This is a genomic window from Halomonas sp. M1 (assembly GCF_029581375.1).
GTDB lineage: Bacteria > Pseudomonadota > Gammaproteobacteria > Pseudomonadales > Halomonadaceae > Vreelandella.
The window spans coordinates 565,192-587,916 of sequence record NZ_CP121119.1; the positions used below are offsets into that span (position 1 = coordinate 565,192).

At 54.1% G+C, this 22,725-nt stretch carries 21 protein-coding genes; 17 read left to right on the forward strand and 4 right to left on the reverse strand.

Annotated elements, in window-relative coordinates; all coding sequences use genetic code 11:
- The first annotated feature begins 10 nt into the window (after positions 1–10).
- The 12 genes from P8S54_RS02575 (at position 11) to P8S54_RS02630 (ending at position 12,456) form a co-directional block, all read left to right on the forward strand.
- Positions 11–1,192, forward strand: a complete 1,182-nt coding sequence (locus P8S54_RS02575; protein ID WP_009095418.1) for a 1-acyl-sn-glycerol-3-phosphate acyltransferase — start codon at positions 11–13, stop codon at positions 1,190–1,192.
- 127 nt (positions 1,193–1,319) lie between these two features.
- Positions 1,320–1,601 carry a hypothetical protein gene (locus P8S54_RS02580; protein ID WP_281443093.1) on the forward strand — a complete coding sequence of 94 codons (282 nt, stop codon included), beginning with the start codon at positions 1,320–1,322 and terminating at the stop codon, positions 1,599–1,601.
- Positions 1,602–1,739: 138 nt separating this feature from the next.
- The gene (metG, locus tag P8S54_RS02585; protein ID WP_281443094.1) at positions 1,740–3,776 is read left to right on the forward strand and encodes a methionine--tRNA ligase; all 2,037 of its coding nucleotides are present in this window, start codon (positions 1,740–1,742) and stop codon (positions 3,774–3,776) included.
- 102 nt (positions 3,777–3,878) lie between these two features.
- Positions 3,879–5,480: a diguanylate cyclase gene (locus P8S54_RS02590; protein ID WP_281443095.1), complete on the forward strand. Its 1,602-nt coding sequence runs from the start codon at positions 3,879–3,881 to the stop codon at positions 5,478–5,480.
- Positions 5,477–6,058, forward strand: coding sequence for an electron transport complex subunit RsxA (rsxA, locus tag P8S54_RS02595; RefSeq protein WP_009095414.1), 582 nt, complete (start codon positions 5,477–5,479; stop codon positions 6,056–6,058). Before P8S54_RS02590 ends, rsxA begins: the two co-directional genes overlap by 4 nt.
- Positions 6,059–6,061: 3 nt before the next feature.
- A complete protein-coding gene (rsxB, locus tag P8S54_RS02600; RefSeq protein WP_281443096.1) occupies positions 6,062–6,664 on the forward strand; it encodes an electron transport complex subunit RsxB in 603 nt (200 codons plus the stop codon).
- The gene (gene rsxC / locus P8S54_RS02605) at positions 6,651–8,312 is read left to right on the forward strand and encodes an electron transport complex subunit RsxC (protein ID WP_281443097.1); all 1,662 of its coding nucleotides are present in this window, start codon (positions 6,651–6,653) and stop codon (positions 8,310–8,312) included. The genes rsxB and rsxC overlap by 14 nt, the downstream gene beginning before the upstream one ends.
- Complete coding sequence (locus tag P8S54_RS02610) at positions 8,309–9,358, forward strand: RnfABCDGE type electron transport complex subunit D (protein WP_281443098.1); 1,050 nt, start codon at positions 8,309–8,311, stop codon at positions 9,356–9,358. The genes rsxC and P8S54_RS02610 overlap by 4 nt, the downstream gene beginning before the upstream one ends.
- The gene (gene rsxG / locus P8S54_RS02615) at positions 9,355–9,990 is read left to right on the forward strand and encodes an electron transport complex subunit RsxG (protein ID WP_281443099.1); all 636 of its coding nucleotides are present in this window, start codon (positions 9,355–9,357) and stop codon (positions 9,988–9,990) included. The genes P8S54_RS02610 and rsxG overlap by 4 nt, the downstream gene beginning before the upstream one ends.
- Complete coding sequence (locus P8S54_RS02620; protein WP_281443100.1) at positions 9,987–10,688, forward strand: electron transport complex subunit E; 702 nt, start codon at positions 9,987–9,989, stop codon at positions 10,686–10,688. The genes rsxG and P8S54_RS02620 overlap by 4 nt, the downstream gene beginning before the upstream one ends.
- Before the next feature lie 30 nt (positions 10,689–10,718).
- The gene (gene nth, locus P8S54_RS02625) at positions 10,719–11,357 is read left to right on the forward strand and encodes an endonuclease III (RefSeq protein ID WP_281443101.1); all 639 of its coding nucleotides are present in this window, start codon (positions 10,719–10,721) and stop codon (positions 11,355–11,357) included.
- 28 nt (positions 11,358–11,385) lie between these two features.
- Positions 11,386–12,456 carry a hypothetical protein gene (locus P8S54_RS02630; RefSeq protein ID WP_281443102.1) on the forward strand — a complete coding sequence of 357 codons (1,071 nt, stop codon included), beginning with the start codon at positions 11,386–11,388 and terminating at the stop codon, positions 12,454–12,456.
- Between the two features lie 18 nt (positions 12,457–12,474).
- Here P8S54_RS02630 and P8S54_RS02635 read toward each other — a convergent pair whose 3' ends face one another.
- Genes P8S54_RS02635 through P8S54_RS02650 form a run of 4 tightly spaced genes read right to left on the reverse strand, consistent with a single transcriptional unit; the run spans position 12,475 to position 16,622 of the window.
- Entirely contained in the window at positions 12,475–13,539 is a 1,065-nt protein-coding gene (locus tag P8S54_RS02635; RefSeq protein WP_281443103.1) for a DUF3524 domain-containing protein, read from the reverse strand.
- Positions 13,539–14,546, reverse strand: a complete 1,008-nt coding sequence (locus P8S54_RS02640; protein ID WP_281443104.1) for an ArsA family ATPase — start codon at positions 14,544–14,546, stop codon at positions 13,539–13,541. The genes P8S54_RS02635 and P8S54_RS02640 overlap by 1 nt, the downstream gene beginning before the upstream one ends.
- Before the next feature lie 52 nt (positions 14,547–14,598).
- Positions 14,599–14,901, reverse strand: coding sequence for a cory-CC-star protein (locus P8S54_RS02645; RefSeq protein WP_009095396.1), 303 nt, complete (start codon positions 14,899–14,901; stop codon positions 14,599–14,601).
- Positions 14,902–14,945: 44 nt separating this feature from the next.
- On the reverse strand, positions 14,946–16,622 hold the full coding sequence (locus tag P8S54_RS02650; RefSeq protein WP_281443105.1) for a carbon starvation protein A: 1,677 nt from the start codon (positions 16,620–16,622) through the stop codon (positions 14,946–14,948).
- Between the two features lie 264 nt (positions 16,623–16,886).
- On the opposite strand from P8S54_RS02650, the gene P8S54_RS02655 reads away from it, so the two are divergent.
- The 5 genes from P8S54_RS02655 (at position 16,887) to P8S54_RS02675 (ending at position 22,713) form a co-directional block, all read left to right on the forward strand.
- On the forward strand, positions 16,887–17,150 hold the full coding sequence (locus P8S54_RS02655; protein ID WP_281443106.1) for a hypothetical protein: 264 nt from the start codon (positions 16,887–16,889) through the stop codon (positions 17,148–17,150).
- Between the two features lie 112 nt (positions 17,151–17,262).
- Positions 17,263–17,637: a response regulator gene (locus P8S54_RS02660; protein ID WP_281443107.1), complete on the forward strand. Its 375-nt coding sequence runs from the start codon at positions 17,263–17,265 to the stop codon at positions 17,635–17,637.
- Positions 17,634–19,697, forward strand: coding sequence for a 3'-5' exonuclease (locus tag P8S54_RS02665; protein ID WP_281443108.1), 2,064 nt, complete (start codon positions 17,634–17,636; stop codon positions 19,695–19,697). Before P8S54_RS02660 ends, P8S54_RS02665 begins: the two co-directional genes overlap by 4 nt.
- Complete coding sequence (locus tag P8S54_RS02670) at positions 19,694–19,903, forward strand: hypothetical protein (RefSeq protein ID WP_281443109.1); 210 nt, start codon at positions 19,694–19,696, stop codon at positions 19,901–19,903. The genes P8S54_RS02665 and P8S54_RS02670 overlap by 4 nt, the downstream gene beginning before the upstream one ends.
- Positions 19,904–19,905: 2 nt before the next feature.
- Positions 19,906–22,713 (forward strand): sensor histidine kinase, encoded by a 2,808-nt coding sequence (locus P8S54_RS02675; protein ID WP_281443110.1) that lies wholly within the window; start codon positions 19,906–19,908, stop codon positions 22,711–22,713.
- Positions 22,714–22,725: the final 12 nt, after the last annotated feature.

Consider the following 22,725-nt stretch of genomic DNA (forward strand, 5'->3'; position numbering starts at 1 on the left):
AACGGATCGCATGACTCAACACAATAACGCACCCAATGCTGACCCCGCCAATGACCCTTGGGCCGACATTCGGCCCTACATGGATCATGAGGTGAAAGACGTTCTTGCGCGCCTCTCCCACGACAGCGAGCTACTCGATGCGCTAACGCAATTCCGGCTGCCGCGCCTAGCCAAATGGGCACCTCCTCTCGCACGCGGCCTAGCAAGCTATGCCGTGCGCCGCGAGGTGAAAGGCGTTACCACCGTGCGCGGCTTCCAAATGCGTATTGCCCATTATATGGAGCGCATGATTCGCACCACCACGGATGCGTTTGACGTCGCTGGGCTTGATAAACTCGACGATCACAGCGCCTATTTATTTATCGGCAACCACCGTGATATTTCGCTGGACCCTGCATTTGTCAATTACGCGCTCTATCAGGCCAATCGCGATACCGTGCGTATCGCGATTGGTGACAATCTGCTGAAAAAGCCTTATGTCACGGACCTTATGCGTCTAAATAAGAGCTTTATTGTGCCGCGCAGTGCCCGTGGCAAGCGCGCCATGCTCGCTGCCTATCAGCAGCTTTCCGCCTACATACGCCACTCCATTACGGTCGACCAGCACTCCATATGGATGGCTCAGCGTGAAGGGCGTGCCAAAAACGGCATAGATCATACCGACGCCGCTATTATCAAAATGCTCATCATGGCCAGACGCCACGCGGAGCGTGATATGGAATTTGGCGAAGCCATTGCCGAATTAAAGCTGGTACCGGTCTCCATAAGCTATGAGTACGACCCCTGCGACCTACAAAAAGCCCAAGAGCTACATGATGTGGCCACCCAGGGCAGCTACGCTAAAAGTGAATTTGAAGATATTCGCTCAATTGTGGCGGGAATTACCGGCTCCAAGGGGCGTGTCCAGCTCAAATTTGGCAGTCCAGTCAGCGCCGATATGGCCACGCCTGGGGAAGTGGCGGCAGAAATCGACCGCCAGGTGATTGGCGGCTACCGCTTATTCCCGAGCCATTACCTTGCCTTAGAAGCACTGGGTGAGGCGCCAGAACTGGTCGCCCGCAAAGCCATTTCACGGCAGGACAGAGAGCGTTTTAAGGAGCGTTTAGCCAGTGTACCTGAAGCGCTACGCCCCTACTGGCTCGAACAGTACGCCAACCCTGTTAAACATAAAGCGGGCCGCTTAACCCTTTAAACGCTGTTGAATATTTCCAACGCTGGCGCCGGGCAGAACATGCTCGGCCGCCGAAAAAGTGCTATGGTCAAGGCAATAATTGTTCCGCTTGGCAGTTTCACCAAGCGCGGTCTTAAGGAGAGTCCTAATGTCCGCATCAGAAATTCAAAAAACACGCATCATCAACGAGCTGCATGGCTTTATACGCAAACTGCTGCAAGACCCAAAAATTCTTGAACAGTCGCTGGCCATTGCTCGCAAGGAGCTGGCCGAGGGCAATAGCGCTTCAGCGATGGCTCGCATTGCTAACGAGATATCCGACACCACCAGCGTGCACATTCCTGAAGACCCCGCAGAGCACTCAGACGCCGACAAGCTGTTTTTGAACGTGCTGCGCGAAGTGGTGCAAGAAGAGCAAGCGCTGTATTAGCGTTAAGGAACTTTGTTAGTTTTTAGCAACAGCTATTAACAACCAATAGCTCTAACGCACGAAGTTACGTTACCGGCGAAGCGCATTTATCCTTCGCCGTCTTTATTTATTATGGCCTAACCGGAAGCATCATTCACCATGTCCAACACTGCCCCGCGCAACATTCTGGTGACCAGCGCGCTCCCCTATGCGAATGGAGCGATTCACCTCGGTCACCTGCTTGAGTACATCCAGACGGATATTTGGGTGCGTTTTCAAAAAAGTCGTGGCCAGCAGTGCTACTACGTTTGCGCCGATGATGCTCATGGCACCGCCATTATGCTGCGCGCTGAGCAGGAAGGCATCACGCCAGAGGCATTGATCGCCCGCGTCTCCCAAGATCACCAAGAAGACTTTTCCCGCTTTGGTGTTGGGTTTGATAACTACCACTCCACCCATTCCGACGAAAACCGTTATTTTAGTGAACTGATTTACACACGCCTGCGCGATAAAGGCCATATTGCCACTCGCGATATTGAGCAGATGTTTGACCCTCAAAAAGGCTTGTTCCTAGCGGACCGCTTTATTAAAGGCACCTGCCCAAAGTGCGGCGCCGACGACCAGTACGGAGATAACTGCGAAAAGTGTGGTGCAACCTACACGCCCGCCGACTTGATTAACCCGGTTTCAGCTATCTCAGGGGCGACTCCAGAGGTACGCAGCTCTACCCACTACTTTTTTAAGCTACCTGACTTTGCTGAGTTTCTTCAGGAGTGGATTAACGACGGTCACGTGCAACCACAAATTCGCAATAAGCTTATGGAGTGGTTCGAATCCGGGTTTAACGAGTGGGATATCTCCCGAGATGCGCCTTATTTCGGCTTTGAAATCCCCGATGCGCCAGGCAAATACTTCTACGTGTGGCTTGATGCCCCTATTGGTTACCTGGCTAGCTTTAAAAACCTTTGCGACCGAGAAGGAATTGATTTCGATAGTTTCTGGCAAAAAGACTCCAGCGCCGAGATCTATCACTTTATTGGTAAAGACATTGTCTACTTCCATGCGCTGTTCTGGCCCGCCATGCTCCATGGCGCCGACCTGCGCACCCCTACGGCGGTTAATTGCCACGGCTTTTTAACCGTCGATGGCGCCAAGATGTCCAAGTCACGCGGCACTTTTATTAAAGCCGCTACTTATGCCGAGCACCTTAACCCAGAATACTTGCGCTACTATTTTGCAGCGAAGCTAACCTCCAAGGTCGACGATTTAGACCTCAATCTGGAAGATTTCGCCGCACGGGTGAATTCTGATCTCGTTGGTAAGGTCGTTAACATCGCCAGCCGCTGCGCAGGCTTTGTGAAAAAAATTGGGAACGGTACCCTAGCAGAACACTGTGCCGAGCCCCAGATGGTGGCGCGCTTTATTGCCGCCGGCGAAGACATTGCGGGCGATTTCGAAGCCCGAGAATTTAGCCGAGCCATGCGCAAAATCATGGAATTGGCAGATGAGGCCAATACCTATATTGCTGAAAAAGAACCCTGGGCACTGGCAAAACAGGATGGCCGCGATAGCGAGGTGCTAGAGATCTGCTCCGTGGGCATCAACCTGTTCCGCCAGTTAATGGTCTACCTCGCTCCGGTAGTACCTGTAATGGCTGAACAAGCCCGCGAGTTCCTCAAGCTTGACTCCCTGGATTGGGAAAGCCGTGGTGATGTGTTGATTAATCATCCGATCAATAAGTTCAAGCCCCTAATGACGCGGGTTGAGCGTGACAAAATCGACGCCATGATTGAGGCCTCTAAGGAGGATTTAGTGGAAGAGCAGAAGCTGAAGAACACCCCCAAAGGGCCCTTGGCAGACGACCCTATTGCTGCAGAAATCAGCTTTGACGACTTTGCGAAAGTAGACCTACGCATTGCTCGTATCGCTAAAGCGCAATACGTTGAAGGTGCAGATAAACTCCTGCAGCTAACCCTGGACTTGGGCGGCGAAACCCGCAATGTCTTTTCAGGCATTCGGTCAGCCTATTCCCCAGAGGCGCTTGAAGGCCGCTTAACCGTCATGGTCGCTAACTTAGCGCCACGCAAGATGCGCTTTGGTGTGTCAGAGGGCATGGTACTGGCTTCTGCTAACAACGAGGGTATTTATCTGCTCTCTCCCGACTCTGGCGCAGAGCCAGGTCAGCGTGTAACCTAATTTAGCCAAGGTATCCGCTAAGGGCAGAGGCTGTACGCCTCTGCCCTTTTATTATTTAAGATAATAATAAAAATTTAACCTGACTTTCATCTGAGATGCTCCATGGCTAATCGCTGTACCACCTCTCTACGCTTTCGCTTTTTGATTGCCCTTACCAGTGTTTTTCTACTGGCGGTAATAGTGCTTGGCCTGCTAACTCGGTTTGTATTTTTTCCAGCCCTTTATAAAGAAGAGCAGTCCATTATTATTAATGAAATGGACCGCCTTGAACGTAGCGTCGCGATTAATCAACAGCAGCTACAAGCCCAAGCACGCGATTGGGCCACCTGGGACGACACCTACGAATTTGTCCAAGGCAGCTACCCACGCTACGCCGAGGTAAATTTCAGCCAGAGCATGTTTGAAGAGATGCGCTATAAGCTGATGGCCTTTTTTAACACCGATGGCGAAGTGCACTTTCTGGGCGGCTTGAACCCTACTACAGGGCAGTATCAAACCTGCGAATCGGCTACCCAAGCGTGCAGCTGGATGATGCCTTATGTGGTCTCAATGCAGCGCTCCATCCAAGAAGGTAGCGAGCAAGAGCACAACATGCTTTATACCCACCCCGCGCCAACCATGGTAGCGTCAAGCCCAATTCTGCGCACGGACTCCAGCGGCCCGCTCGCCGGCTGGCTGTTTAAAGTACGCGCCATGAACAGTGACTGGCTGAGCGTACTCAGCGAGCTCACCGGCATGCCGCTCTCGCTTACTGTACGCCCAATCGCTTCGATACCAGCATCTCGCACCACCTCGACTATTATGGGTAACACGGTGCTTGCCGAACGCTTTCTTACCACCTACCAGCCCGGCGCCATAATTGCGATCAGTAGCCGCCTAGAACGCGACCGTTACTTGGCGGGCTTACGCTCATTACGCTATGTGCTGCTATGGACGGGTGTAATGATGCTGTTGGTGATAGTCGCCGTTCTGGTGCTATTGCAAAAAATGATATTAGGCCCGCTGCGCGCACTCACTCTTTTTACCGAACAGCTTGGTCAGGAACCCTTACCCCAACACGGATTGACCCACCGCAGTGACGAAATAGGCCTTTTGGCGAGAGTATTTGAGCGCCAGTTCACCCGCCAACGTCAGCTTAATGAAAAATTAAGTATTCTCTCCACCCACGACCCTTTAACGGGATTACCTAACCGTCGCCTTTTTGATCAAGAGTTACAGCGCGCTGTAGAGCAAGCCATAGCCCATCACACCCCGGTTGCGGTGATGATGCTCGATATTGACCATTTTAAATTATTTAACGACCATTACGGCCATCCCAAGGGCGACCACTGCCTTGCCACCGTGGGCGCAAAACTTCAAGCGTTTGCCGAGAATAATGACGTTTTGATTGCCCGAACCGGCGGCGAAGAGTTCTCTGTTCTCGCAGAGATGCCCGCCGACCAGGCGCACCGGTTAGCCAACGCTATTAATGCGGAAATTGATGCGCTTAATTACCCGCATAACTTTTCACCGGTTGCCCCTCACCTTACCTTTAGTATTGGTATCAGTGCGTTGGAGATCAATGAGTACTTTACACCTACGGCACTTATGAGCACTGCCGACCAAGCACTTTACCAAGCTAAAAAAGCCGGGCGTCATCAGGTGCGTCTTTATGCACCACCGCTAGCCAATAAGACTGTTTCTACGCACAATACGCCGCCATGAGTGAACTCTTTATCATTTTGGTCAGCACCGCGCTGGTCAATAATTTCGTACTGGTACAGTTTTTAGGGCTGTGCCCTTTCATGGGCGTTTCCAATAAGCTGGAATCAGCCATGGGCATGTCTCTGGCCACGACCTTTGTACTTACGCTTGCCTCCGCTGCCAGCTACGTGGTGTATCACGGTTTATTGGTGCCCTTTGATATTACCTATCTGCGTACCATTAGCTTTATTGTAGTGATTGCTGCCGTCGTACAGTTCACCGAAATAATGGTGCGCCAGCTTAGCCCCCTGTTGCATCAGGTGTTGGGGATTTTTCTGCCGCTAATTACCACCAACTGTGCCGTACTCGGGGTAGCGCTACTATCACTTAACCGCGAGCTGAGCTTTTTCCACACGACACTCTATGGCCTAGGCGCAGCGCTAGGGTTCTCGCTGATCCTGGTACTGTTTGCCGCGATGCGCGAGCGCTTAGCCAGCGCCGATGTACCCATGCCCTTTAAGGGGGCAGCCATCGCGATGATTACCGCAAGCCTTATGTCGCTAGCGTTTCTTGGTTTTTCTGGCTTGGTGCAGGGGTAACCCATGGGCGATACATTTTCATGGTGGGGCATTGTCAGCGCCATAGGCGTGCTGACAGGGCTAGGTATTATCTTTGGAGCGCTGCTGGGCATGGCCAGCGAACGTTTTAAAAGCGAAGCGAACCCGCTGGTTGAGCAAATTAATGCGCTGCTTCCGCAAACCCAATGCGGCCAGTGCGGCTACCCTGGCTGCCGCCCCTACGCTGAAGCCATTAACCAAGGCGATGTCCTCAACAAGTGCCCACCCGGCGGCGACGCCACTATTCACGCATTGGCCGACCTATTGGGCCGAGAGCCAGCGCCTTTAGATGGTGACGCTGCCACCGACGATACCGTCGCGTTTATACGCGAAGCGGAGTGCATTGGCTGTACTAAGTGCATTCAGGCGTGCCCGGTTGATGCCATTATTGGGGCCGCCAAGCAGATGCATACCGTGATTGAAGATGAGTGCACCGGCTGCGACTTATGTGTAGCCCCCTGCCCCGTGGATTGCATTGATATGCTGCCCAGAAGTAAACCGCTCACCCAATGGCAGCCGTTAGTAAGCGCTTCTGGGATCATTGCCAGTGACCGCCCCCACGCCAGGAGTGAACATGCCCGCCTTTGAGTTTCCAGGCGGCATTTACCCGCCCGAGCGTAAAGCCCGCTCGAATCAATCTAAGTTGCAGATTGCAGCGCTGCCGGCCCTGGTAACGCTGCCTTTAAAACAGCATGCAGGGAACGCTGCGACGCCCTGCGTTGCGATGGGAGACAGCGTGAAGGTGGGCAGCTTGATCGCCCAGCGCGATGGCATGATTTCGGCCCCTCTTCACGCAAGCGTAAGCGGCACCGTCACCCAGATTAGCAACACCGCGATTACCATTGAGTCGGATGGGTTGGACAACTGGCAGAGGCTACCACCGCTTGATTGGCGGGCAGCCTCACCGGCCACACTACTCGAGAGGCTAGATAGCAGCGGGCTAACCGGCCTTGGGGGGGCAGGCTTTCCCACTTACATTAAAGCCCAGGTCGCAGAGCATCACGCCATAGACACACTGGTAGTTAACGCCGCCGAGTGCGAACCCTATATCACCGCTGACGACCTTACCCTGCGCAGCCACCCCGCGGATGTACTGGAAGGCGCCCAGCTAATTGCCAGACTCTGCGGTGCGCAAACCATCGTTATCGGGATTGAAGATAACAAACCCGAGGCCATTAGTGCCTTAGAGCACGCGCTCCCCCAGGCACAGCATCCGGCAGCCATCGTGCTGAAGGTCATCGAGACCCGCTACCCCAGCGGAGGTGAACGCCAGTTAATCAAAAAAGTGCTTAATCGTGACGTGCCCAGCGGTGGTTTACCTGCCGATGTGGGCACGCTATGCCATAATCCTGGCACCCTGCTGGCAGCACTTCACGCCGTGCGCGACGGCAAACCATTGGTTGAGCGTATTGTTACCCTGACCGGCGAAGCGGTTAGTACCCCAGGGAATTACTGGGTACGGCTAGGTACATCGGTGGCCAGTTTGCTCGACGGCGTTGGTTTAATGCCCGGGCAACTCCATCAGGTCATTGTTGGCGGCCCTATGATGGGCACCCCCCTTGCCACGTTAGACACGCCGGTGACGAAAACCACCAACTGCCTGATTGCCGCTACCCTGGCAGAGCTACCACCAGCGCCTATTGAGTCGCCCTGCATTCGCTGCGGTGCCTGCGAAAGTGTGTGCCCCGCCCAACTGCTCCCCCAGCAGTTGCACTGGTATGCCCGGGCCGAAAACGATAGCACGCTGGAAACACTTAACCTGTTTGACTGTATTGAGTGCGGCGCCTGCAGCTTTGTGTGCCCAAGTTTTATTCCGTTGGTTGAGGATTATCGTTTAGCAAAGCAGCGCATCCGCATTAAACAGATAGAAACAGCCAAGTCCGACCACGCCAAGCATCGCTTTGAATTCCGTCAAGCACGCCTAGCCCGGGAAGATGCTGAAAAACAGGCCCGCCGCCAGGCAAGGCTGGCTCAAACGCAAAAGCCTTCGACGAGCACTGCAGGTGATCACGCCGCGCCAGAGGTAGATCTACGTAGCCTGCGAATTGCCCAAACCGCTGCCAAAGCTGCGGTTAAAAAAGCTGAAAAAGTGCTAGCCAGGGCCGCCGAACAAGATCCTAAGCAGCGCTTTGATGATTTAGAAACCCAGCTTGCAACCGCCCAAGAAAACCTCAAGGCGGCGGAAGCGCGCCTCACCAGCGCGCGCGAGAACGCCATCCAAAAGGACACCCCATGAGCATGATGCACGCCGCCCAGGTAGGCGCTGCCCCATCAACCGCCCACCTCATGCGGTGGGTCATCGTGGCAACCCTGCCGGGCATAGCGGCCATGACGTTCTACTTCGGACTGGGGGTGATCAGTAACGTGCTACTAGCCGGGTTATTTGCCCTTGGTGCTGAAGCACTGATAGTAACCCTACGCCAGCGCCCAGTAAGGCCAGCGCTGCGGGATTCCAGTGCGCTGCTTACCGGCGTACTGTTAGGCGCTTCTCTACCGCCCGCTAGCCCCTGGTGGCTCATCGCGGTGGGCGTAATGGCCGCAGTTGTGGTCGCTAAGCAGCTGTATGGCGGTTTGGGCCACAACCCATTCAATCCGGCCATGGTGGGCTATGCCTTACTACTAGTGTCGTTTCCTACTTACATGACGCTGTGGTCGCCGCCCCAAGCACTCACGGCCGAGTCGCTATTCAACCAAACGCTATGGGCGCAAATTATTGGCTCCCTGCCACCAGCAACGCTTGATGCGTTGAGCGGAGCCACGCCGCTTGACGCCTTCAAGCACAAAGGTGAGGCGGTGCTTGCCAGCGAGTTCTGGGCCAGCCAGCCGCTTCCCGAAGGCACGCTTATCACTTGGCGCAACGTGGCGTTTGCTTGGTTAATCGGCGGGCTAGTGCTAATTGCCAAGCGTATTATCAGCTGGCATATCCCCATCGCCATGCTGGGTAGCATGATGCTGCTAGCGACGCTGTTTTATGCCAGCGACCCAAGCCACTTTGCCTCGCCGCTGTTTCACCTATTAACGGGTGCCACGCTATTTGGGGCGTTTTTTATCGCCACTGACCCGGTCTCAGCGGCCACCAGCCAACGTGGCAAACTGATTTATGGAGCGGGCATTGGTGCCCTCGTGATGATTATTCGCACCTTCGGCGGCTACCCCGACGCAGTGGCGTTTGCGGTATTACTAATGAATCTCTGTGTACCGCTACTAGATATCTACACCGTGCCGCGTCCAAGCGGCCATGCCAATACAGCAACTCACTCAGCGCCCAAGGAGCCACTATGACGCCTCGCCAAGCGATGCTACGCGGCGCCTTTGCCCTAGGGGCCTTTGCACTAGTCACTGCGGGCAGTGTCGCACTTACCCGCGCGCTAACCGCCGAGAGAATTGCCACCCACCAGCTCGCCCATCAACACCGCCAGCTGCAGCAAGTACTGCCCCCTGCGCTGGCTGACACGCCTATTCAAGATGTTTTAAATGGCGTATTTGAGCTACCCAACCCTTTGCAGCTTGGGCATCGCAGTGAGACGCAAGGCTGGCAAATTCATAGCGGCGATGGAAGCGCACTTATTCTGCCGGTGGTGACGCGCCAAGGCTATAACGGTGAGATCAGGCTGCTGGTCGGCATTGATCAACAGCGCAAGATAACCGGTGTCCGGGTTACCCAGCACCAGGAGACGCCAGGGCTCGGCGATGATATCGAGCGCCAGCGCAGCGACTGGATAACTCACTTTGACGGGCTGAGCTTAACCAGCCTGCCGCCGGGAAGCTGGGCGGTACACAAAGATGGCGGACAGTTTGATGCTTTTACCGGTGCAACCATTACCCCCCGCGCCGTGATTAATGCGGTACATCAGGCGCTTTTATATACAACAGAGTCCAATCTCCCCATCACCTTTGAGGAGCCAACGCCATGAGCCAATGGCGCCAACTCACCCGTGAAGGGCTGTGGTCTAATAACCCTGCACTGGTTCAGCTGCTGGGGCTTTGCCCGTTGCTGGCTGTTAGCGGCAGCGTGGTCAATGCCCTCGGGTTAGCTATTGCGACGCTGCTGGTGATGGTCGGCGCTAGCACGACAATTTCACTCCTCCGCCATCAGGTACCCAGTGCGGTACGGCTACCGGCGTTTGTTATGATTATTGCCGCTTTTGTTACCTGTGCAGAGCTATTGATGGCCGCCTATGCGTACCCACTTTATCAAGTGCTGGGGATTTTTATTCCGCTGATTGTTACCAACTGCGCCATATTAGGTCGCGCAGACGCCTTCGCCTCGCGCCAGCCAGTGCTGCCTGCCTTCGTCGATGGCTTTATGATGGGGCTAGGCTTTGGCGCGGTACTGGTCGTGCTTGGGGCGATACGTGAACTGCTTGGCCAAGGAACACTATTCAGCGGCATGGCGTTACTGTTTGGCCCTGCTGCCACTAATTGGCAGCTAACCTTGGTGGATAATTATCAGTTTTTGTTTTTCATCCTGCCGCCAGGTGCTTTTTTTGTTGCGGGGCTATTGATAGCGCTAAAAAATGCGCTCGATCAACGTAGCGCCACGCGAGCACGCCCAGCCACGGTTACGCCACGTAGCGATCGTCGGGTAAGGGTGACCGGCACAATCAAATAAAGCCGCCTTTAATAACCAAGAGAAGACTCCATGAATGCCCAAAAGCGTCATGACATTTTTGCACGCCTACAGGCGGAAAACCCACACCCCACGACCGAGCTAAACTGGAGCACGCCTTTTGAACTGCTGGCCGCCGTGCTGCTCTCCGCACAGGCCACAGACGTTGGGGTGAACAAAGCTACCGCTAAACTTTACCCTGTGGCCAACACCCCGCAAGCCATCATTGACCTTGGTATTAATGAGCTAAAGCGCCACATTAAAACCATTGGGCTTTTTAACACCAAAGCCGAAAATCTGATGAAAACCTGCCACTTGCTGGTTAATCAGCACGGTAGCGAGGTACCGAAAACACGCAAAGAACTGGAGGCCTTACCCGGCGTTGGGCGAAAAACGGCGAACGTGATTCTCAATACGGCTTTTGGGCAGCCCACCATTGCCGTGGATACGCATATTTTTCGAGTATCCAACCGTACGGGTATTGCCAAGGGTAAAGATGTCGTAGAGGTTGAGCAGAAACTGCTAAGGCACATACCCAAGGCATTTAAACAGGATGCCCATCACTGGCTGATTCTCCACGGCCGCTATACCTGCATTGCCCGTAAGCCGCGCTGTGGTAGCTGCATTATCGAAGATCTGTGCGACTATAAAGAAAAAACCGAGCTTGGTTAAACACCAGGCTAACAACATGAGGATGCTGATGCCCACGCCTGCCACACTGCTCCATAACCAGCCTATCGCTGAGCGTATTGATGCGCTGTTAAACCTTTCCAAACAGCATGCCGAGCACTACTGCAGCCCTGGCGCCTGGCTGGCGCGGCAGCGCTATATGGCACAGCACCCCACGTCTATTGTGGTTATGAAGTGTATGGATGGACGCATTCATATTCCCCATGCAACCCGCACACCGCTGGGCATTATTACCCCGTTCAGAAACTTAGGCGGTATTTTTGATTTAGGCTGGCCGTATTTAGGGGAGCTATTAACCGACTCAGTACTCGATGCGGCTAAAGCCGGGCATGCCACATTGATGTTGATTACCTATCACTTTTCCAGCGGGCATCAAGAGCGTGGCTGCGCCGGATTTGACTGTGACACTGAAGCAGCCAAAGCACATGCCTATGCCATAGCCAAGCAGGCCGGGCAGTTGTTTGGTGATGATCACCAGCAGGTGTACCCACTGGTATGCGGGTTTGAAACCGACAGCGACGCTTTGATCCTCCACGGCCAGCATGGCGAGGTATTGGACAGTCGTGACTTGATCGGCCTAGCGCCAGAGGCCTTAAGTACCCCACTTGCCAGTCTCTGTCCCGATATGCCCTGGGAGATACAGCGAGACTTACTGCCCCTACTAGCAGGCAACGTGGCCCACGTTAGCGAGCTACAGGGCGTAGAGCGAGATTTAGATATTGAGCACCGCGAATGGGTGATTTGTGTAGGCCGTGGTTTTGACTTTCTTCACCTGCCGAACACCGCACTGATTATCGGCCCCTATGGGCCTGATCTAGCCGAACCGATAGGTATCGCCGCCGCGATCATTGAAGCTAACATGCGCGCCGGACGAATTCCCGACGATGGTTTCATGCTGCTCGCCTCAACCCCTTACCAGCACAGCGGTGTAGATCGCGCACGAGCAGAAATGAAGTCCCGCTTTCTGTCAGACTTCGCCGAACGTGTGATACAGCGGGAACACCCAAAACTTGCCCAAAAAATGCGCCGCCATACGGCGGTGGTGCACTGGCCAACCCGCCGACTAGACTCTCTGGATTAATCGGCTAAGCGCTTTTGGCTATTCGCTTTCACCTATAAGGAGTTTGCGATAAGCCCCCCGCCACTGCGGCCATTGCCACGGGTAAGTATCCAGCAACGGCGGCTGGCTACCGGGCTCCATTAGCCAAGCGTATAGCCGGTGATAGAGCCCTTCGGTCGTCCCGTCATAGCGGTACTTTTCGGGGTAAAGCGCGGGAAAGCAGAGCCTATTTGGCACCAGGGGCAGCGCTCCTCGCTGGGCGGCTTCCATAATCGCCAATCCTTGGAACTCATGCCAGGTGGTTGAGACCACGATGCCGCCGCCATTAAGGAGTGCGCGGTATTCTGGCTCTGGCTGCGGCCCCCAACAAATCGTTTGCTTGGCAAGACGCTGTTCAGCCTCTGCAAAAATGGGCGGCACATCTCGAAAGCGTTGTCCGAGCACCGCTAGCTCAAACGGCACCTGCTGCTCGCCTAGCGTGAACAGAACTTCAAAAAAATCCTCAGGATTTTTATCGTACTCCCAGCGATGATTCCACATGATACGCCGAGGGTTCGCATTCACTTGGGGGGCATTATCTACCGAGGCTATGGGTACCGGCAGCACCTTTGACCGCTGACGCATCTGCTCCAATGGCTTGGCAGCAGGCAGATTCTCCGGCATCTTTTTTAGAAACTGGCGCGCACCATCAAAAAATGAATCCCGATTATAGGCTGTGTTAAAGACTATCGTATCCGCTGCCAGCGCCGCATAGAGGTTGACCATTTTGGCCTCTACCTGAGGCATCTGCTCACTGGACGCTGGGTAGGCAAACTGGTTTTCGTGAAAATACACAATTTTTCTAGCCTGCCCTAACTGGGGAAACAACCCTACGAGCGTAGCAAAGTCCACCATCGAGGTTGCCAGCACGACATCATAGGACTGGCTCAGGGTTTCATGCTCCTTCAGCCACCAGCTCAGCGGATTGCCGCGAATCCGCCACGAAAAGTGACGGGGAGGCAGGGTTAGTAACGTCCAAGAAAACTCATCAAGCGCAGTCATTAAACTTTGTGCCCAATAGCGGTGACTCACCGCCTCGTAGGCCGATAATAAAAGTACCCGCATTAAAATCCCTGTTGCTCAAGCTTCTGCGCCAACATCTCTAACACTTCAATGCCTTGCACATCGGTAGGCAACCAAGGCAACGTCGGGCGTGGTAAACGCTCAAATAGTTCATCAATACGCGTAAGGTAGGTGGCCTCCTGCTCCCGACGCGCCTGAAGGAAGTCACCGTCTGCTTCTATAGGTATCAGGCGATTGATCAGCACGCCAGCAACCGGTATATGCACCTCTTCAAGGGCTTTCACGGCACGATCAGTTTCTAAAATCGGCAGCCGCTCAGGTGTCATCACAAATAAAAAGCTACACGCCTTAGAATCTTCAATACGCCTTCTGGCTTGATGGAATAGGCGACGCCGATCAATTAGCGTTTTGGCGACATCCCGGGTGCGCTCGTCCAGATCGTCTAACGGGTCTACCGTTGGGTCGTCAAAGGGTGTTGCAACATCGCGGCCCCGCTTGGGCGTTAAATGCTCAAGCACCTTACCCAGCTCTGCCGACTTGCGGTTATGCGCCAACAGCCCGTCTGTCCAGGCTGCCATCGCCTCCGGCAGCGTTAACAGACGAAGGGTATGCCCAGTGGGGGCGGTATCGAAAATAATTAGGTCATAAGGCGCACTATCATCCACCATCAGCCGCGCTAACCGCTCAAGCAAAGCAGCCTCCTGGGTGCCTGGCGACTGTCGGGTAAGGCGCATTTGGCGCTCTAGCTCCTGCATCATTTCGGGCGCAGCATAACGGCGCATTTGTTTAACCACACGGGCCAGATGCGCCTCTACTTCGATGTCAGGATCGATCTCCATGGCATCCAAATTGGGCAATAAACGGCGCGGTATATCCGACAGTGCGCGATCAAACACATCGCCCAGGCTATGCGCTGGATCAGTGGATACCACTAGTACCCGTTTTCCACGGCTAGCAGCAAGCACTGCTAAGGAAGCGGCGACGGTGGTTTTACCCACGCCGCCTTTGCCACCTACCCAGAGCAGGCGACGGTTCAGTACTGCTTGCATAGTAATCCCCAAAATAGGTAGCTCAGTATACTGGTTGCTTAGCTGGTCGCTCTCAACAACAGCGGAAATGATCCAAGGGCGAGTGCTCCATCCCCATCCTTTTGTGCCAGTCGTGGAAGCGTTCCAGCAGCAGCGGCTGTAGCTCAAGGGTGTAGTAGCCAGCGGGGTTTTCAAGCCCCATCATTTCAGAGAATACCAGCAGCATGAATAGGTCATCTTCGTCACGCCGTGCCCGAGCAATAGCACCCCGATAGCGAGCGCTATAAACCTCTTCGGTAAAAAAACGGGCTTGGTCTAACCAAGCCCGTAATTTATCGCGACGCGACGACGACCCAGATGATGGGTCATCGTGCATAACGTTACCTCTCTATTATCTGATTAGCGTAGTTTACGACTTGGTTAGTCACTCTGCGCCGCCATTTCCGCACGCGAGCGTTTCAGTGCAGACGCACACTCCATTGCCACCATAATGGCTGCAATCAATACCACGACATCCAGCACCAGTAGGAACATATTGCCCTGATTCCAGAAGGTACGGAGCTGGATAAGCAGCGCCAAGATAGTCATTACCAGCAGGAAGCAGAGCGGCGCCAGCGTGTACCACATTGGGCGTCTCATACGCACCAGCATCACGGTGATAACCAACAGCGTTAGTCCCGCCAATAGCTGGTTAGTGGTACCAAACAGAGGCCAAATGATCAGGCCGCCAGAGCCGTCGGCGCCACCAGCACCAAACGCTAGCAATAAACAGCTACCTACTGCTAGACCGGTGGCAATGGCGGGTTTTTTCATCCACTGCTGATTATAAATATCGCCCCACTCTTGGAAAATATAGCGCTGCAAGCGCAGGCCAGTATCCATGGTGGTGCCCGCAAACAGTGCGGCCATTACCGTTAGCAGTGTAGCAGCCGTGACTTCGGGCAGACCCAGGCCGTTATGGATAATAAAGGCGCCACCCTCAACGAAGGCATTCACCCCGCCCTGACCAAAGGCGCTGTACATCGCCTGCCAATCACCTAATGTGGCGAAACCTGCCGTGGCTGCAAGAATAGCCGCCAGCGCTAGCATGCCTTCACCAACCGCCCCGAAGTAGCCGACAAAGCGAGCATCGGTCTCTCTATTAAGCTGTTTAGACGTTGTTCCCGAGGAAACCAATCCATGGAACCCAGAGATAGCGCCGCAGGCAATGGTCACGAATAGCAAGGGAATCAACGATGGCGTACCTGCCGGAACATCGCTGTTAAAGGCGGGAGCTACTAGCGTTGGGTTCAACAGTACTAACGCACCGTAAAGGATAATCAAGCCAATAAACAGCTGCAGCCCATTGATGTAATCTCGCGGCTGAAGAAGCATCCATACGGGCAGCAGCGACGCAATAGCCGCGTAGCCAAATAGAATCAGAATCCACACCGCATTACCTGACATGCCGGCAACTTCTGCAGGCATCTGAACAGGAACCGAGGGCCCAATGCCGATTAATAGATAAAGCGCCGCCACACCAATAATGGAAACCACCGGTAGGCTAAGAATGCGGCGATAAATCAATTGGCCAATAATCAGGGCAACAATAATAGCGCCCCACACCGGCACCACTGCGCTAGAGAAGTTCATCATTAGTCCAGCGATGACCACGGCAAACACAGCGTTGACCATCAGCAGTACTAGGAAAATCACGATCATAAAGATGCTTCGTGCCCGCTTACCTACAACGTCGCCGGTTAGCGCACCCACCGACTTGGCTTTATTGCGAACACTGGCCCAAATGGCACCAAAATCATGTATCCCAGCAAAGAAAATGGTACCCAGTACCACCCATAAAAAAGCGGGTGCCCAGCCCCAGATAACCGCAATAGCAGGCCCAACAATAGGCGCCGCACCGGCTACCGATGTAAAGTGGTGGCCCCACAGCACAAACCGATTGGTGGGTACGTAATCAACGCCATCTTCAAACTCATGGGCAGGGGTTTTAAAGTCAGGATCTAACTGGTAGATCTTTTCTGCAATGAACTTAGAGTATACAAAATACCCTAAGGCCATTGCCGCAAGGCCTACCACCAGCAGGACAATAGCACTCATGGGCGCAGCTCCTTTGGTAGTTTCTCGTTATTGTTGACAATATTCGTTAGCTCATTGCCACCTGACTATAGTGGTATCATCAAACGTTTAAGTCTATGAAGAAGCTCATCTCTTCTTTTAATTAATCCCAAAGTTGTATAAATACAAAGTTGTATAAATACAAAGTTGTGTAAATACAGCGTTTTGTAAATACAAAGTTGTAGAGCCGCCAGCAGCTCATAAAGGCTAATCTAAACGATAAAATACCTAGCCCATGAGAATCACATGCCGACCCTACTTCTGTTGTTATTGTGCGCATTGCTCCTTGGGGCGGCCACAGGCTACCTGTTTCGCTTTACTAAACGGGGCACCACTTCACGCCCATCAGGGCTTGCTTATATCGGTATTATAGGGGGTGTTACTGGTTTTATTATTTTTCAGCTACTCGTTAAAACAACAGGAGCACCGCTATGGCTTTTACCGCTGCTGGTTGTTTCTCAAGTATGGCTATGGCTTGGTCCATTTGGCCCTAAGCGTCGAGCTGGATAATGCATGATTAGCCCCATTTTGGGGCGCACACGTCGAAGGTCGTCTTGGCCCCGCCGCTGAGCCTACCTAAACTCCTTGGATAACCCACTACAATATGATCAGGGAGAGATACATGGCCAAAGTGCTTGTGGTCGATGACGAACCCAACATTGTGCTGTCGTTAGAGTTTCTAATGGAGCAAGCAGGCTTTGAAGTCGTCACCGCCGAAGATGGTGAACAAGCGTTGGAGCAGGTAAACAGCGCCTCACCTGATCTCTTGCTACTGGACATTAGCCTGCCGGGCATGAGCGGCTTTGATGTACTAGAGCGTCTGCGTGGTCAAGAAGCCACTGCCCAATTGCCGATTATTATGCTTACCGCCCACGGGCGAGATGTCGAGCGCGAAAAGGGCATGGCCCTTGGCGCCGACGACTACATTACCAAACCCTTCTCAACTCAATCTTTAGTTGAAAAAGTTAAAGCCCTGTTAACTGAGGAGCAGCCATGACAAAAGGCGGGCTGCCTAAACGCCAACGCCTGATTGGCTTATGGCTTATTCTCAGCGGCATTAGCCTACTTGGCGGCGCTATTTTTGCCGCTTGGCTAGATGCTCAACTTGCACCGACGGGCTTAACACGGCTGGCGTTGTGGCTGGGCAGCTTTTCCGGCGGCGCCACGATTTTTCTGGTGGGTTTACTCCTGGAACGCATGCTATTTACCCCGCTTCGTCACCTTCAAGTGCAGCTGGCCCGCTTAGTCGCCAACCCCGACGCCCGGGATGAGCACCCGCCAGAAGGCTGGCTTAAAGCGCTTGCCCCCGACCTGCGCCGCGTGCGTGAAAGTTGGCGAATTGACCGCAGCCGCCTTGCCACTGCCCATGCTGAAGGTGCAAGAAGCGCGGCGCGCATTCGCCAGGAACTTGAAACTCTTCTACAGGTTCTTGAAACGCCGCTGCTACTGTGTGACCACCATCGTCGACTGATGCTATTTAACCAAGCAGCCGAAGACTTTTTTGAAGGCAACACAGGACTAGGCTTAGGCAAACGGCTGGAAGCCCTGCTGCCCGTAGGCAGCCTACAGAATGCCCTTAGCCAGTTGCCCAGTGATGGCTCGCCTAGAGAATTGCTCACCCCCTGTGATAATCGCTGGCTAAAAGTAATTCTGCGACGCGTACCCGGTAGCGACGGTGAAACTCTGCTGACCTTTAGCGATGCCACGGCGTCGTGGTCCAGCGAAATGGGCGTACGCGCAGAGCTAGCCAGCATGCTAACGCCGCTACGCCAGCACACCGCCAGCCTCACCAGTGCCGCTGATGCCCTGACTCAACTACGCCATCAAAACGATGCAGATACGTCACTGCTGCGCCAGCGCTTCGAGCGGGTTATTCACGAAGAGGGCACGACGCTAGGTGACAACGTGGCCAAAATTGGCCAACTGCTGGACGATTTACAGCATCAGGGCGAGCGATTAACCCCGATGTGGTCGAACGACTTCTGGCAAGCTTTAGATGAACGCTTAGACCCAGAGCATCGACTAATCACGCCAGTAGGCATGCCCGCCTGGTTTAAAGGGGATGCTCCGGCACTCATCGCCCTGTTTGATTCACTGGTAAAGCAGCTAAGTGCTCACCTCCCCGACAGCGGCTTTGAGGGTGAAATATGCTTGGGCAATAAGCGGGTCTATCTAGACCTTATTTGGCAAGGCAAAGCGTTACCCGAACATGAACTCGCCGCATGGCAACACCAACCTATCGCCAGCCTACCGCTAACACCCAAAGTGGCCGATGTACTGCGCCAACATGCGAGCGATATCTGGAGCCTAACCGATGATGATGGCTTACATGCGCGGCTGCGGATGCCTCTCCCCGCCATTGAGCGGGTAGGTGCCCCACGAGAGCCTGCCCCACCGCGACCTGAGTTTCACGACTTTGGTATCGCTGATCTGCCTCCTCCCGATGAAGCATTGGCCAACCGCTCGCTTCGCAGCTTAGACGTGGTTGCCTTTGATACCGAAACTACCGGGCTTGAACTACGCCGTGGCGATACGGTAATCAGCCTTGGGGCCTGCCGAGTGGTCAACGCACGTCTGCTAGCCAGCGATGTGTTTGACCAAAAGGTGGATCCCAAACGGCCTATTCCTCCAGCGAGTACCGCTATTCACGGCCTCACAGATGCCGATGTCGCCGGCGCGCCGCCGCTGGATATTGTACTTACCCATTTTCGCGACTACATCGGGGAGGCTGTGCTACTGGCTCATAACGCTGCCTTTGACCTTTTAGCCATTAGCCATAAAGGAGTCGCGTTTGATAACCCGGTGATCGACACTTTACTCATCTCTCGGGCACTAGACGAAGCGCTAGACGGGCACGACCTGGATAGCCTTGCCAAGCGTTACGACCTAGCTTTCCCACCCGGTACCCGCCACACTGCATTAGGTGATGCCAGGGTCACCGCCGAGCTATGGCTAGCGCTGCTACCGCGCTTGGAAGCCCGCGGCATTGATACGCTGGAGCAGCTGCTAACGCTGCAAGCCAATGCGTTTGACCGACAGGATGCTAGTGCCTCATGAAATCTACCGGTGCCCACTCGCGTAAAGTAGAGCGTTTAATGGCTTTAGTCGCCGTTACCCTGCTGCTGTTCTGCCCACCACTCATCATCATAGTGGACCGCTTGCCCTCGTTTAACGTGGGCTGGCTACCGCTTTATCTGTTTATCGCCTGGGCGGTGGTCATCGGTTTAACCGCTTGGCTAATGGAACATCGCGCGGGACGCTAACCATGCGTACAGACCCTATTATTCTCGGCACCGCGTTTGGCTATTTGGCGCTACTGTTTGTGGTAGCCGCCTGGGGCGATCGGCGCGCCGAACAGGGCCGCTCACTGATTGGCTCGCCCACGGTTTATGCGCTCTCTATTGCTGTGTACTGCACGGCCTGGACGTTCTACGGCAGCGTAGGCCGAGCGGCGGAACATGGCCCCAGCTTTTTACTGATCTACCTTGGCCCTACCCTGGCAATGCTGTTGGCCCCCTCGGTCATTCGCAAAATGGTACGCATTGCGGCACGGCAGCGAATCACCTCCATTGCCGACTTTATCAGCGCCCGCTACGGTAAAAACACCACGCTCGGCGCACTGGTAGCGCTAATGGCGCTAATTAGCATTACGCCTTACATTGCCTTGCAGTTAAAAGCCATCACCGTTAGCCATGCGGTATTGATCAACTATCCTCACACCGCCGACACCACCCTGGTCGATGAACGGTTTTGGATGGATAAATCTCTTTGGGTCGCGTTGGTATTGGCCGTTTTTATTATTCTATTCGGCACTCGCCACTTGGATGCCAGCGAGCGCCATGAAGGCATGGTGGCCGCTATCGCTTTAGAGTCACTGGTGAAGCTGGTGGCGTTTATGGCCGTTGGGATATTTGTGGTTTTCGTCATGTTTGAAGGACCGGCGGCACTATTTGCTGAAGTGGCTGCCACCCCTACCCTGATGAACAGCATGAGTTTAGATAGCGTGCCGGGGGGAGCAACCGGCTGGGTTGGCATGCTAGCTCTCGCCTTTCTAGCTTTCTTAACACTGCCGCGTCAGTTCCAGGTATTGGTCGTAGAGAATGTCGATGAGCAGCACTTGACCCGAGCAAGCTGGCTGTTCCCACTTTATATGCTGCTAATTAACCTATTCGTGATCCCCATCGCCCTCGCAGGTCTTCTGCTGGGCGTAAGCGCAGGGGACCCTGACAGTTTTGTACTCACCCTGCCCCTTTCGGCAGGGTTAGAAGGCTTGCCACTGCTTGTTTTTATCGGCGGACTTTCTGCAGCCACAGGTATGGTAATTGTCGAAACCATTGCGCTCTCAACCATGGTGAGCAACCAGCTGGTTATGCCGTTGCTCTTGCGCTCCAAGCGACTTCATTTGAGCACCAAAGGGGAACTTGCCGGCTGGCTACTGGGTATTCGGCGTATTGCTATCGTGCTTATTCTGCTGCTTGGGTATCTCTACCATGCACTGATCGGCGACTCCTACAGCTTAGTCACTATTGGTCTGGTGTCATTTGCAGGTGCGGCTCAGTTTGCCCCTGCGTTACTGATAGGCCTTTACTGGCGTGGCGCCACGCGCCAAGGGGCTACCCTTGGTTTAATCGCCGGTTTTCTCGTGTGGTGTTACACCCTTTTGCTGCCAGGCTTTGCTCAGTCAGGCTGGCTAAGCGCTACGCTGTTAACCGAAGGGCCATGGGGCATTGCCTGGCTTATACCCTACAGCCTGTTTGGGCTGGAAAACTGGGATATTTACAGCCACTCGTTGCTGTGGAGTATGCTCGCCAATGTGGGGCTTCTGGTGGGTGTTTCTCTATTTACCCGCCCCTCCCCCTTAGAACAGACCCAAGCAGCGCTATTCACTGAGGCGATGCACCCCAATTTACAAACCACCTCGCTGTGGCGTGGGCAAACCACCCAAGGGGCGTTAAAAGAGTTACTGGTTCGCTATTTAGGCGAGCAAACCACCCAGCGAGTATTCCGCCACAGCGGCAACAAACTCCTCTTTGCGCCTGATGACACTGCCCCGCCCGAGTTAATTACCCGGGCAGAGCAGGCCCTTGCAGGGGCTCTTGGTAGTGCATCAGCACGGGTTTTGATCAACTCAGTGGTACGCGGTGAAGCGTTAGATATCGAATCTGTTCTGAGGATTCTCGACACCACCTCTCAAACCATTGAGTACAACCGGCGACTGGAACAGAAATCCCAAGAGTTAGCGCAAATTGGCGAAGAGCTGCGCAGCGCTAACGAGCGGCTGCGCGAACTGGACCGGTTAAAAGATGAGTTTGTAGCCATGGTCAGCCACGAACTGCGAACACCGTTAACGTCTATCCGCGCTTTTGCTGAAATCTTACGCGATAGTGACCAACTGCCCGACGAGAAGCGTAAGCATTTTCTTGGTGTTATCGTTCACGAGAGCCAGCGGTTATCCCGCTTAATTGAAGAGATATTAGACTTGGCTCGCCTTGAGAGCGGTCGCTTAACACTGAACCCAGAGCCTCTTGATTTAGCGGCGCTGGCTCGCCACAGCATTAATGCAATTGCCCACCTCCATGAAGAGCACGGCATCGTTTTAGATGTTTCGATTGAGGCCGACCCCGCAATAGTGATTGGCGACCACGACCGGTTAGAACAGGTGATTATTAACCTGTTAGATAATGCGGGTAAGTTCGCCGACCGCCAACAGCCCAAAGTACGGTTGGCACTCTACCACCACCGCCGACATTTCCGCTTAAGCGTTGAGGATAATGGCCCGGGTATTGGCATCGAGGAGCGAGAGCGAGTATTTGAGAAATTCCACCAAATACAACAAGATGGCGAACTCCCAAAAGGTAGGCCCAAAGGTAGTGGCTTAGGCTTACCCATTAGCCGAGGTATTATCGCTCATCTTGGCGGGCGGCTCTGGGTTGAGGACGCTAAACAGCTAGGCGGTGCTTGTTTAACCCTGGAATTACCCGCCGCCCCTGATGACCAGGGTGGAAATAACCCCCCATCGAGCGGAGATGACAGCTCAGATACGTCTGACAGCCCTCCCGCCGAGCAAAATTAAGCCATAGGCTGT